Annotated in this window: 12 protein-coding genes; 11 read left to right on the top strand and 1 reads right to left on the bottom strand. The window is 67.4% G+C overall.

The genetic code is table 11. From position 1 onward, the window contains the following. Window positions 1-33 precede the first annotated feature (33 nt). From ACIBKX_RS06650 to ACIBKX_RS06635, 4 genes are all read left to right on the top strand, one after another. The gene (locus ACIBKX_RS06650; RefSeq protein WP_363272023.1) at window positions 34-1041 is read left to right on the top strand and encodes a LysR family transcriptional regulator; all 1008 of its coding nucleotides are present in this window, start codon (window positions 34-36) and stop codon (window positions 1039-1041) included. 231 nt (window positions 1042-1272) lie between these two features. Then, window positions 1273-1974 carry a hypothetical protein gene (locus ACIBKX_RS06645; protein ID WP_363272022.1) on the top strand — a complete coding sequence of 234 codons (702 nt, stop codon included), beginning with the start codon at window positions 1273-1275 and terminating at the stop codon, window positions 1972-1974. Beyond that, window positions 1971-4208, top strand: coding sequence for a glycosyltransferase (locus tag ACIBKX_RS06640; protein WP_399375653.1), 2238 nt, complete (start codon window positions 1971-1973; stop codon window positions 4206-4208). The genes ACIBKX_RS06645 and ACIBKX_RS06640 overlap by 4 nt, the downstream gene beginning before the upstream one ends. Then, window positions 4205-5464 (top strand): acyltransferase, encoded by a 1260-nt coding sequence (locus tag ACIBKX_RS06635; protein ID WP_363272021.1) that lies wholly within the window; start codon window positions 4205-4207, stop codon window positions 5462-5464. Before ACIBKX_RS06640 ends, ACIBKX_RS06635 begins: the two co-directional genes overlap by 4 nt. Before the next feature lie 109 nt (window positions 5465-5573). Here ACIBKX_RS06635 and ACIBKX_RS06630 read toward each other — a convergent pair whose 3' ends face one another. Beyond that, window positions 5574-6047, bottom strand: a complete 474-nt coding sequence (locus ACIBKX_RS06630; RefSeq protein ID WP_363272020.1) for a hypothetical protein — start codon at window positions 6045-6047, stop codon at window positions 5574-5576. A 424-nt stretch (window positions 6048-6471) separates the two neighbouring features. On the opposite strand from ACIBKX_RS06630, the gene ACIBKX_RS06625 reads away from it, so the two are divergent. The 7 genes from ACIBKX_RS06625 (at window position 6472) to ACIBKX_RS06595 (ending at window position 12719) form a co-directional block, all read left to right on the top strand. After that, a complete protein-coding gene (locus tag ACIBKX_RS06625) occupies window positions 6472-6915 on the top strand; it encodes a hypothetical protein (RefSeq protein ID WP_363272019.1) in 444 nt (147 codons plus the stop codon). Then, the gene (locus tag ACIBKX_RS06620; RefSeq protein ID WP_363272018.1) at window positions 6903-7952 is read left to right on the top strand and encodes a hypothetical protein; all 1050 of its coding nucleotides are present in this window, start codon (window positions 6903-6905) and stop codon (window positions 7950-7952) included. The genes ACIBKX_RS06625 and ACIBKX_RS06620 overlap by 13 nt, the downstream gene beginning before the upstream one ends. A gap of 15 nt (window positions 7953-7967) precedes the next feature. Next, entirely contained in the window at window positions 7968-8312 is a 345-nt protein-coding gene (locus ACIBKX_RS06615; protein ID WP_363272017.1) for a hypothetical protein, read from the top strand. 17 nt (window positions 8313-8329) lie between these two features. After that, window positions 8330-9658, top strand: a complete 1329-nt coding sequence (locus ACIBKX_RS06610; RefSeq protein WP_363272016.1) for a putative T7SS-secreted protein — start codon at window positions 8330-8332, stop codon at window positions 9656-9658. A gap of 26 nt (window positions 9659-9684) precedes the next feature. After that, window positions 9685-10338, top strand: a complete 654-nt coding sequence (locus ACIBKX_RS06605; protein WP_363272015.1) for a hypothetical protein — start codon at window positions 9685-9687, stop codon at window positions 10336-10338. Window positions 10339-10377: 39 nt separating this feature from the next. Then, complete coding sequence (locus ACIBKX_RS06600; RefSeq protein WP_363272014.1) at window positions 10378-11082, top strand: hypothetical protein; 705 nt, start codon at window positions 10378-10380, stop codon at window positions 11080-11082. Between the two features lie 116 nt (window positions 11083-11198). Then, a complete protein-coding gene (locus ACIBKX_RS06595) occupies window positions 11199-12719 on the top strand; it encodes an RICIN domain-containing protein (RefSeq protein WP_363272013.1) in 1521 nt (506 codons plus the stop codon). The last annotated feature ends 166 nt before the right edge of the window (window positions 12720-12885 follow it).

Raw genomic sequence — 12885 nt, 5'->3', positions numbered from 1 at the left:
CGGATTCACGCACTTCCGTTGTAGGTTCCGCGGGTGACCGCAGAGCCTCGTACGCCTCATGACCTGGTGGACCCGCGCCTCCTGCGCGGCTTCGTCGCCGTGGCCGAAGAGCTGCACTTCACGCGGGCCGCCGCCAGGCTGTACGTCGCCCAGCAGGCGCTGAGCCGTGATGTGCGGCGCCTGGAACGGGAGTTGGGTGCGGAGCTGTTCGCGCGCTCGACGCGGCAGGTCTCGCTGACGGCCGAGGGGCAGCGGCTGCTGCCGTACGCGCGGCGGGTCCTGGAGGCGCAGCGGGAGCTGGCGGCGGCGTTCCCGCGCGGGCGTGCGGGCGCCGCGGCTTCGCCGAGGCCGCTCCTGGTGGACCTGAACAGCCCGGGTCTCGTCTTCGGGCGGATCCTGGAGCGGGCCCGCGAACTCGCCCCCGAATGCGAGCTGATGGCCCGCTTCGAGAGCGGGCTGACCTGGGCGGCGGCCGAGATCGCGGCGGGGCGGCTCGACGTGTCCTTCGGGCGGTACGCCGGTCTGGAGCCGGCGCTGCGGGCGCCGCTCGCGCAGCAGCCCGTGCGCTACGAGCCCATGGCGGTGCTGCTGCCGCTGGACCATCCGCTGGCCGAGCTCGACGCGGTGCCGCTGGACGCGCTGGCCGGGGAACAGGTGTACGCGGGCGCGGGCAACGACCGGACGCTGGAGTGGACCGATCTGGCGCACCGGCTCTTCGAGGGGCGGGGCATCGAGGTGGCGTCGCCCGCGCCGCTCGCGGTCGGCGCCGAGGAGTTCGGCCGGATCATGGCCAAGAACCGGAACCCGGTGCTCGCCGTGGTGGACTTTCCGGCCATGCCCGGGGTGGTTCTGCGCCCCTTGACCGACCCCGTGCCCCTGTCACCGGTGTCATTGGTGTGGCGGAAGGGGCTGGTGCATCCGGGAGTGGAGGCGCTCCGCGCGGCGGCCGCCGAGCTCGCCGAGGCCGAGGGATGGCTGCGAAGGCCCGAAGGTGGTTGGGTTCCGGCCGCAGATGCACTCATCATGATGAGTCTGGACTGACTGATTAGTACGACTGTCGCCGCCGTGCGCTACATTCATAGTCCGGGCGCGGTGTGGTAGGGGGGCGCTCGGATCGGGTGGGGGCCCGGTCCGGACGGCAAGTTGCCCGGAGTCGTGCGCGCCCGAGACAGGTTATGTGGGGGGTTGCGCGTACGCATGGACAATTGGCGAGAAGATGCCCTACCGGAACACACCCATGATCCGAACGAGGTCACCGTTCAGATCGACGGGGTGGGGCGACAGCTGGCGGATCTCTCCGTCGATGGTGGCCAAGACGCGCCGGACGGACCGGTTTTCGTCGACGAGACGGGCCGCCGCAGCAGGCGCTACCGACGCATAGGCGTCATCGTCGGCATCGCCTGCGCCGTCTACGCGGTGATCATCGTCGGCACGCTGCTCTCGGGGAACTCCAGCGCCCCCTGGCTGCCGATCAAACCCAAGGACGACAAGCCGGCGAGCCAGGTGGACACACCCGACCGCCCGGCGGACTCCGCCGACCCCTCGGCCACGCCCGGCGTGACGCCCTCGCCGGGCGCCACGGAGAGCGGTGGCACCGCGCCCGCGACCGGCGGCGGCGACTCCGCCGACCCCACCGAGACCGACGGCGGCGGAAAGCCGGGCGAATCCCCCGACCCGGACCCGACGGACGACGGCGGCAACCCGGACCCGGACCCGACGGACGACGGCGGAAACCCCGACCCGACGGACAAGCCCACCACCCCCGACCCGGACCCGGACCCCACCGAGCCGACGGACCCGCCCACGGACCCGGACCCCACCGAGTCCTCCGGCGGAGGCGCCGCGGGAGGCGGCGGCGAGGTCCCCGTGGTGAACCCGGCCTCCGATCCACAGTCCCCGCAGACGAGCGCCCAGTCGGTCGGCTACCAGTCCCCGTCCAGCGCCGACCAGCCCTCGGAGAGCGCACAGCGATGAACTCCCGTACCGACAGGGGCCGGTCCGCCGGCTCCCGGAACAGTCACGCCCACTCCCGGAGAGGCGGCCGCCGGGCCAAGCAGGCGCGTACCCCCAGGCGACGCAGACTCCCCCTGCGCTACCTGCTGCCCTCGCTCCTCCTCGTCGCCCTGATGGCGATGCTGATGCTGCGCGGCTACACCCACAGCGAGATCCTCGCCGACCACCGCGTGCGCCCGCCCGCGGCCACCGACAAGGTGCCGAAGAAGGTCCTGGAGGGCGGCCCGGTCATCGACACCCGAGGCGGCCACGAGGAGACGCTGAGCGTCCCCGACCACCGTCTGGTCCTCACCTTCGACGACGGTCCGGACCCGGAGTGGACGCCCAAGGTCCTCGACGTACTGAAGAAGCACCACGCGCACGGCGTCTTCTTCGTCACCGGCACGATGGCCTCCCGCTACCCCGACCTCGTGGAGCGGATGGTGGACGAGGGGCACGAGGTCGGCCTGCACACCTTCAACCACCCGGACCTCTCCTACCAGTCCACGAGCCGCATCGACTGGGAGCTCTCGCAGAACCAGCTGGCGCTCGCGGGCGCGGCCGGCATCCGCACGTCCCTCTTCCGTCCTCCGTACTCGTCCTTCTCCGACGCGATGGACAACAAGTCCTGGCCGGTGACGAAGTACATCGGCGGGCGCGGCTACCTCACGGTCGTCAACAACACGGACAGCGAGGACTGGAAGCGCCCCGGCGTCGACGAGATCATCCGCCGTGCCACGCCCAAGGGCGGCAAGGGCGCGATCGTCCTGATGCACGACTCCGGAGGCGACCGCTCGCAGACGGTCGCCGCGCTCGACACGTTCCTCCCCGACCTCCAGGACAAGGGCTACCAGTTCACCAACCTCACCGAGGCCCTGGACGCCCCCAGCGCGCACGCGCCCGTGACCGGCATAGAGCTGTGGAAGGGCAAGGCCTGGGTCTTCCTGGTCGGCGCCTCGGAGAAGATCACCGGCGGCCTGGTCGTCGCGCTCGCGGTGATCGGCGTCCTGGTGATGGGCCGCTTCGGCCTGATGCTGCTGCTCTCGGCGGTCCACGCCCGCCGCGTCCGCAGGCGTGGTTTCCGCTGGGGCCCGGACGTCACGGAACCGGTCTCGGTCCTGGTCCCGGCGTACAACGAGGCCAAGTGCATAGAGGCCACGGTCCGTTCGTTGATGACCAGCGACCACCCCATCGAGATCATCGTCATCGACGACGGCTCGACGGACGGCACGGCACGGATCGTGGAGGGCCTTCGCCTGCCGAACGTACGCGTCGTCCGCCAGCAGAACGCGGGCAAGCCGGCGGCCCTCAACCGAGGCATAGCCAACGCCCGTTACGACCTCATCGTGATGATGGACGGCGACACGGTCTTCGAGCAGTCCACCGTCCGCGAGCTGGTCCAGCCGTTCGGCGACCCACGCGTGGGCGCAGTGGCGGGCAACGCGAAGGTGGGAAACCGGGACTCCCTCATCGGCGCCTGGCAGCACATCGAATACGTGATGGGCTTCAACCTGGACCGCCGGATGTACGACATGCTGCGCTGCATGCCGACCATCCCCGGCGCGGTGGGTGCCTTCCGTCGTACGGCACTTGAGCGGGTCGGCGGCATGAGCGACGACACGCTCGCCGAGGACACCGACATCACGATGGCGATGCACCGCGACGGCTGGCGGGTGGTGTACGCGGAGAAGGCCCGCGCGTGGACCGAGGCCCCGGAGACGGTGCAGCAGCTGTGGTCCCAGCGCTACCGCTGGTCGTACGGCACGATGCAGGCGATCTGGAAGCACCGCCGCTCGGTGATCGAGTCGGGCCCGTCGGGCCGGTTCGGCAGGGTGGGCATGCCGCTGGTCTCCCTCTTCATGGTCCTGGCGCCGCTACTTGCTCCATTGATCGACGTGTTCTTGTTGTACGGATTGATCTTCGGCCCCACCCAGAAGACGATCATTGCCTGGCTGGGCGTCCTGGCCATCCAGGCGGTGTGCGCGGCGTACGCCTTCCGGCTCGACCGCGAACGCATGACCCATCTGATCTCGCTGCCCCTCCAGCAGATCCTCTACCGGCAGTTGATGTACGTCGTACTGCTGCAGTCCTGGATCACCGCCCTGACCGGAGGCCGCCTTCGCTGGCAGAAGCTCCGGCGCACGGGAGTGGTGGGGACGCCGCCTTCGATTCCGCAGCAGCGGACGGGCGGCGCTGATCGGAGGCCCGTCGCATGAGTTATCCCACGCAGCCGCTGCCGCAGGTTCCGACGGCGGTCGAACCGCCGGTGGCGGCCGAACCGCCGGTGGCGGCGCCGACGCCCAAGAAACCGGGCCGGGACCGTTACTTCGACGTACTGCGCTCGCTGGCCCTGGTCCGCGTCATCATCTACCACCTGTTCGGCTGGGCCTGGCTGACGATCATCTTCCCGTCCATGGGCGTGATGTTCGCGCTGGCGGGTGCGCTGATGGCGCGCTCGCTGAAGCGTCCGGCGTGGGGCGTGATCCGGGGCCGAATACGCCGATTGCTGCCCCCCATGTGGGCATTCAGCGCGGTGGCCCTGTTCCTGCTCTTCTACGGCGGCTGGAATGTGGCGGACGATCCGGACCACGGGGACACGTGGGGCCTGGTCTCGATGCTCAACTACGTGTTCCCGATCGGCGCCCCGCCGTTCCCCTGGCACATCGGGGACAAGGCGGGCCTCCTGGAGGACACGTGGCCGGCGCAGGCGGCGGGCCCGCTCTGGTACATCCGCGCGTACCTGTGGTTCGTGATCGCGTCGCCACTGCTGCTGTGGGCATTCCGCAGGCTCCCCTGGGCAACGCTGTTCGCTCCGCTGGTGCTGACGGCGGTGCTGGCGACGGAGATCGTGAAGATCCCCGGGGAGACGGGCAACGCGGTCTCGGACTTCGCGGTGTACGGCAGCTGCTGGGTCCTGGGCTTCGCCCACCAGGAGGGAGTCCTCGCCCGGGTCCCGCGCTACGTGGCGGTCTCGGTCTCAGCCCTGATCATGGCCTTCGGCCTGTGGTGGGCCTCGGGCCATCTGGGCCCGGACGGCTGGGACCTGAACGACATCCCGCTGGCCCAGGCGGCATGGTCCTTCGGCTTCGTGGTCATCCTGTTCCAGTACTCCCCTTCCTGGCAGGAGCTGCCGGGCCGCCTGGCCAAGTGGGACAAGCTGGTGACCCTGTCCAACAACCGCGCGGTGACGATCTATCTCTGGCACAACCTCCTGATCATGGCGACGGTGCCGATCATCGACATGGCGTACGACCTCCCGTTCATGGAGGACGAGCGCTGGAGTTCGGCGCTGGACTCGACGTACATGCTGTGGATGACGGTGCTGGTGTGGCCGTTGATCGGCCTGATGATTGCTTCGGTGGGGTGGCTGGAGGACATCGCGGCGAAGCGGAGTCCGAGGCTGTGGCCGAATGGGGCGAGGCCGTCAAAGTCCAGGAGGGCTGCGGGGAGGGGCGGATCGCACAGGGGCTGAGGCTGAGGCCGAGTCTGCATCCGAGTCCGAGGCGTCAGCTGTCGTCGCCCCCGCTTGGGCCGCGGTCCCGTCTGCTCGTGCGGCTGGTGGTGCTCCATGAGGTGACACGTCACCGTTCTTCGAGGGGTTCCTGACGGGCTAGGAACTCCTCGAATGCCGCCCTCTGCTTCGGATCCATGAAGCCCTGGCGGACATTGCGGGACTTCTCCTGGAGCCAGTGCGCCTCGCCGGGGTCCAGTAGCTCGGCGACCACCGCGCCATTGCGGGCAACCGCCGTACGTCCTCCTGCGCGACGTCGGAACAGCGTGAACGCACCGAACTCCGCCGGGTGGGCCAGTTCCGGCTCCTCCGCCACATCCGGGTTCTTGTCCCCGGCGTCACTGGTCGGGTAGGCCGTGGGAGCCCAGTGCTCCCAGAGCGCCAGCGTGGCCGCGGGCACCAGTACCGCGTGTTCCGCCTCTTCGCGTCCCTCCCATATGAACGTGACGGTGACGGGTTCACCGACCGCCTCGGCCAAACCGAGCACCCTCTCGACCTCATCGTTGATCGGGTAACTCACCACTACGTTCATCTCAATTCCCATGGCGCCCGAGGCTACTTGCCGCCTCTGACAAGGCAGCCCTCCGTCAAGGGGGCGACGGCGGTCTCACTCGCTCAGTGCGGAGAGGCCATGCCGCACGTCACCTGGGCTGACGCGGACTCCTTATGTGCCGATATGCCGACCGCTTCGGCGAACATGCCGCTGGCATCGGCCATGCGCCATGGATAGCTTCCGTCACCCCAGAGTCCTCCGTCTCCAGGAGCTGACAGTGATCTGCCGTCCCACTTTGCTTGCAGCGGCCGCCCTGACTGCTGTCGTGGTCGTCTCGCTCTCGGCTTGTGGGGGAGAGGGTGAGGGGATCGCGGGGGTGGATGCGGGGGGTGGGGGCAGAGGGTCGGCTTCGCCTACGGCGCCCGAGAAAGTGGGTGACCGGCCAAAGGTCAACTTGCCCGCGGGCGTTGAGCTCTTGTTCTCCCCGAAGACGACGGGCGAGCCGAAGGCCGACGCCGTGCTGCGAGACAACATGGAGTACCAGCGAGCCGTCGTCGAGGCGATCGAGACGCAAGACGCCAAGTCCGATGCCGTCGTGTTCTACAGCAAGGATTCGGCCCTGCTCGGAACGGTTGAATGGGTCAGCGGATTCATCCAGGACGGCACGACGGTCACGGGAACCGTGCACTACTACAACCGCCGGGTCGCCTTCAGCGACGACGGTTCGGCCGGGCTCACGTACTGCGCGGATGAGTCCAAGGGCTACACGAAGGACCGTAAGACCAAGAAGGTCAACGTCACTCCGGCCACCGAGAAGTCGTTCGTCTTCTACAACGACCGTATGCGGAAGAGCTCCACGGGCGTATGGCAGGTCACCAGGAGCTACTCGGAACGCGGGAGCAAGGTATGCCAGCCGTGAGCCGACGCACCACTGTTCTTGCCACGCTCCTCGCAACGCTGTTCACCACGCAGACCACGCCGACGGCATGGGCGGACTGGGCGAACACGAACTCCCCCAACAGGCAGGTGAAGGGCGGCATGAACGGCCGCTCGATCACGGCTCAGACGACGGTGCAGACCACCGTCAACGGTGCCGCGAGGTCTCTCGACGGAGGGAGCTTGTCGTCGGTGGACGTCAATTGGAGTCCCCCGGCGTGCTGGTACGAGCCCGCGTTCTCGCCCAAGGAGATCGAGAAGACGGTCAAGGCGTGGCGGAATTTCGGCAAGAGAATTCCCCTGGCCGGTGGCATCGGGGACCTTGTCGCCAACTACCTCGACGACCGCTACAAGGACGGCAACCCCTATAAGAACTACAACCTCGACAAGCAGGGCGAGGGAATGTTCTGGGCGGCGGTGGTCAACCCGAACCGCAAGGACGACCCCGAGGCGCTGGCCTGTGACCGGCCGCCGTTCTGGGTGGACAAGGGCGATGCCCCTGGGGAGCCCCTCGCAGTCAGTGCAGAGACCCTCGCTTCGTACGCGTATGACGAACTTCCCGTCCCTGACACGGACATCGCGATGGCACCGCCGACGGAGACCAAAGTCAATCTGCCGACTTGGATCTGGCTGGAGAGTGCGAAGTTCAGGAAGGTCTCGGTGACCGCGAGCATTCCGGGGTCCGGGCTCTCCGCGACCACGACCGCCGAGCCGGTCTCCCTCACGATCGATCCGGGCACGGCGGACGCCGAGACGTTCCCGGCGTCAGGGGAGTGCCCCATCAGAGACGGACGCATCGGCAAGCCCCGGGCCAAAGGAACGCCGGCGGAGGTACTGCCGCCGTGCGGGGTGCAGTACTTGCGCCCTTCGGGTCGGGGTGGCTCGTACGAGCTGAACGCCACCCTCACGTGGCGGATTTCCTGGACAAGCAGCCAGAGGGATGGGGGACGACTGCCGGATGGGGTGTTCGGGGCGGCGCGGAAGGTCGCCGTGGGGGAGATTCAGGCCGTCAACCGGTGAGAGGGAGTTCGTGGGATGGCGGATCGACTGGTAGTCGACGGCGATGAACTCGAACATTTCATGGAGCTGCTGAACAACTCGAAGGACTCGCTGAGACGCATGCGCAAGGCGTTGGCGGACGCGACCACCATGGGCCTTGGGACCGACGATCTCGATTGGGCCTGCGAGGACTTCCAGGACGAATGGAAGTTCGGCACGGAGCAGATCGGTGAGCAGACCGAAGACCTTGCCAAGATCATCAATGCCAGCAAGGACAGCTACCGCGAGGTCGACAAGGCCCTTGAGGAGTGTCTTAAGGAGAAGGGCACGGGAACGGGTCAGGGTGCGGGCAAGGGTTCCGGTGGCGGGGGAGTGAAGTGACGTACGATCCCGGAGCCGTGACTGTTCCCGCGGATTCGCCGGCCCGCCGCAACGGTCCGCTGCCGCAAGGCTTGAAGTCTTCCCCGTCAGTACCGAATCCGGACTACCCGGATCTGGGATTCAACCCTGCGCCCGGCGACCCCGACACGGTGAAGGCGCTCCGCCGGAAACTCGTCGACTGTGCCGCGACTCTCCACGAGGCGCACGGCGTCGTCACCAAGCTGATGGACGGCAGCTACTGGAAAGGCGACGCGGCGGTCGCCTTCCGGGAGCAGATCGAGGACGGTCCGCTTCCGAAGAACCTGAAGAACGCGGCCAGTTCCATTGGTAAGGCGGCCAAGCATCTGGACCGTTGGCATGAGGAACTCGGTGAATTTCAGCGCCGCGCGAAGCGTCTGAATCAGGCGGCGAAGGATGCGCGGGATGTCTTGGAGGCCGAGAAGGGGCGGGCCGAGCGTGCGGGTGATGATCCCGGGCTGAAGGAGAAGGGCGCTCGGCACGAGAGTGCGAAGAAGGCCTTGGAGCGGGCCGACGGCCAGGTACGGGACGCGCAGGACGAGCTCGACCGGGTGCTGAAGAAGGCCCGGGACTTGGCCCATGAGCACGAGGAGCGGGCCAACTATCGGGCCGGCAAGATTCGTGACGCGACGAACAAGCTGGCGCCGAGCGAACCAGGCTGGTTCGACAAGGCGACCGACTGGGTCAAGGAGAACCTGCCGGACATCCTCAGCGCATTGGCCGGCGTCGTTGCCCTGGTGGCGGTCATCTTTGCGGCCCCTTTGGGGATCACGATGGTGGCGGCGTTGATGTTGGCGGCTTCGGCGTTGAGCGCGGGGGCGCTTGGGAGGCGGCTTTGGGATCCGGAGGTGCGGGCTTCCTTGATGGACGGGTTCACCAAAGGGGAGTTCGACGCGGATTTTTGGAGTAATGCCGTTTCGGTGGGGGCTGATGGGTTGGGGATGCTTCCTGGGCTTGTCGCTGTAGTCAAGGGAGGAAGGGAGGCCGCGGATGCCCTGCGTGCAGGTACTCAAGCCGTGACCCTTGGGCAGAAGATGGCCACTGTCGGCATCAAGACCATGGAGGAAGCACGGGGCGTCGCAGCGCTGGACAACCGGCTCATCGCACGCGTCGTCCAGGGGGCGAGCAACCCAGCCAAGGCGGCGAAGGTAGTGGCCACGGGCTCAGGGTCCCTCGGGGTAGGCACAGCGAGCTTCGGCCTGATCGATAGTGCCATGGACGGCGACGACACAAAGGTCAAGGACGGTTCAGTCGCTGGGATTGATGGAGCACGGCTAGGCCTCGACAGCGGGGGAGTTCTGAGTCTCGCCCGCCACGTCTTCTCGTGACCGTTTCGACGTAGAAGGAGTTCCGCATGAATCCTGCCGACTTCGCGACAGCTTGGGATCACCCGCCAACTCGCCAGGCCTGGCTGCGGCATATGGGTATGAATATGGTCGGGCTCATTGGGTGGATCGGCGGCTGGATTACTCTTCTCGGGATCTCTACGTACACACCCAACTGGGTCGTATGGGTCTTCATGCCCTACTTCATCTATGGGTTCTACCGGGTGAGCGTCCAGTTCAAGTACTTTCCGCCAGCCCTGCGCATGCTGCGCATCCTTCGAACGTATCCATGGCAGGTGCTGCGGGGAGTCACGAATGGACTGACCAAGTACCCAGATGTTGCAGGTAGGCAGTACGGATGGTTTGAGTTCCCTAATCCAGCGTCTCCGGATCAGCAACTTCCCTTGGTCTTCGGTCAACACATGCGCATGGAGTGGTGGAGCCGAAGGATGGCCCTCCGCGCCAAGCCCAAGCTAAAGGCCCAGATCGAGGTGGTCTGGTTTGCCGGTGATCCCCGCTTCATCGGTCTCCTCGCCGCACCGACCTCGAACGGCAAGGCTCCCCGACGCTTCCAAGTCCTCCACCAGCAGATGAGCGCTGGGGGAGGCCGTCGCTTCTCCGACTGGGGGGCAACCCCCGAAGACATCGAACGAGGCCGACGCGTCGGCATCTTCCCGGCCTAGCCATAGCTGTAGCCGCGTCGAGCAGAGGCATCAAGCCCCGTGACCAGCGCCATCCCTCACTTCATCCTCCACGAATCCGCCCAAGACCCCAATGCCGACGTGTGGTTCGTCGAGCCGGCAGGCTTCACGGCCCTACCGATCGACATCCTGCTGGCCTCGCAGGATTCCCTCGCCGCAGAGAGGTTCCGCACCGCCCTCGTACCGCTCCTCGGCGCGGCGCCCAGCGATGCAGCCCGCCAGCAGCTCATCGCCCAACTGGCATCAGGCCAGCAGATGATGGCGGCCCTCCGCGAAGCCGGAACAGTGCACTGCTCGGTCGGGCTGCATCGAGACGACCTCTCCGGCGGCGAAAGCGGTGACCGCCCACCCCTCCTCTCCCTCCTAACCCTCACCTGGCGCAACATCACCACCGCCCCGCCCGCCGTAACCGCCGCCCGCGCGGTAGCGAAGGCCGAGGGTCATACCCGTATCGCGTACCTCGAACTCCCCTGTGGCCCCGCATCGATCAGCGAGACCATCCGCATGCCCTCCCCCGAAAGCGGCCTCCCTCAGCAGCCTCTTCTCCAGGTCCATGCCCACCTTCCGCATCCGGAAGGCAAGCACCTGGTGGTCCTCTCACTCGCTACGGGGGCCGTGACCCGCCGGGAGCAGTACCGGGCCATCCTCGATCAGATGGCGGAGCTGATCAGCTTCGACGATCCGAGGTCTGTGGCCCCAACAGACCAATTCCGCACACAGTGTTGACGCAAACATCCCGCACACCTACGGTCCCTCGACAGAGCTCAACACGAATCAACAAATTGAAACGCGTAGTAGAGCTCGGAGCTCGCTCACCCCCACCGTCGAAGAAGGGACCTTCGATGTTCGAACGCGCCCGCAGACCCTTGACCGCCGCGTTCCTCGCCGTGCTGTGGCTCGTCGCCGCCGGGCTTCCGGCCCACGCCGAGCCGGACCAGCGCCCCGCACAATCCACCCCCGCCCCCGAGGAATCCGCCTCCGCCCCCGTCACCATCCCCAACGCCACCCAGTTCACCGACACCACCGGTGCCGGCGTCCACGCCCACGGTGGTGGAGCCATCAAAGTCGGGGACTACTACTACTGGTTCGGTGAGAACCGGCACGCGGACAACACCTTCAAAGCCGTCTCCGTCTATCGGTCCGCCGACCTCAAGAACTGGGAGTTCCGGAACCACGCCCTGACCCAGGACAGCGACCCGGAGCTGGACGTCGCCAACATCGAGCGGCCCAAGGTCATCTACAACAGCGAGACCCGCAAGTTCGTCATGTGGATGCACAAGGAGAACGGCAAGGACTACACCGAGTCCCGCACCGCCGTCGCCGTATCCGACACCGTCGACGGCGACTACGACTGGCAGGGCAGCTTCCGGCCGCCCAGCGGGACCACCTCACGGGACATGACGCTGTTCAAGGACGACGACGGCACGGCGTACCAAATATCGTCCGGCAGCGAGAACGCCGACCTCTTCATCTACCGGCTGACCGCCGACTACACCCGCTTCGAGAAGGAGGTCGCCAACCCCTGGCCCGGCAACCATCGTGAGTCCCCTGCCCTGTTCAAGCGTGACGGCGTGTACTTCATGCTCACCTCCGGCACCAGCGGGTGGTATCCCAATCAGCAGAAGTACGCCACCGCCAGCAGCATCACCGGGCCCTGGACCGAGATGAAGGACGTCGGTGACGCGACCGCCTACGGGTCTCAGACCGCGTACGTCCTCCCCCTGCAAGGCGCCTCCGGGAACGGAAACGGTGCCGGAACCGGCTATCTCTATATGGGCGATCGGTGGGGGAACTCCATGGGCGGTACCGTCAACGACTCCCAGTACGTCTGGGCTCCCCTCGACTTCCCGACCCGGACCAGCATGAGTCTGCCCTGGTATCCGGAGATCGCCGTCGACGCCGATGCCGGGACCGTTCAGGGGGCCGGTGGCGGGCCCCACTACACCCTCGCCGCCCGGCACAGCGGCAAGTGTCTCGACGTCGCCGATGATTCGTCCGGCGACGGTGCTTCCGTCGTGCAGTACGGATGCGACGGCGGGCTCAATCAGCAGTGGCGGCTGGAGGACGCGGGCGACGGGTATGTGCGGGTCCTCGCCCAGCACAGCGGGAAGTGTCTCGATGTCGCCGATGAGTCCGGCGGCGACGGTGCCTCCGTGAATCAGTACCGCTGCGGCTCCGGTGCGCATCAGCAGTGGCGGTTCGAGGAGACCGGGAGCGGCAGCGGCAGCTACCGGCTCGTCGCTCGGCACAGTGGTAAGTGTCTTGGTGTTGCTGATGAGGCCACTGGTGATGGTGCCCGTCTTGTCCAGTGGAGCTGCAACTCCGGCGCCGAGCAGGAGTTCAGGCGTACTGCCGTTTCGTGATTTCGGGAGGGGTGGGTGGTGGTGTGGGGTGGGGGGGTTGGGGGGGGGGGGCCGGGGGCGCCCCCCCCCCCCCCCCCCCCCCCCCCCCCCCCCCCCCACCACCCCCCCCCCCCCAACCCCCCCCCCCCCCCCCCCCCCCCCCCCCGGCCCCCCGCCCCCCCCCCCC

It is taken from the genome of Streptomyces sp. NPDC050658, assembly GCF_044457025.1.
GTDB lineage: Bacteria > Actinomycetota > Actinomycetes > Streptomycetales > Streptomycetaceae > Streptomyces.
This window is presented reverse-complemented; position numbering and strand designations above follow the sequence as displayed.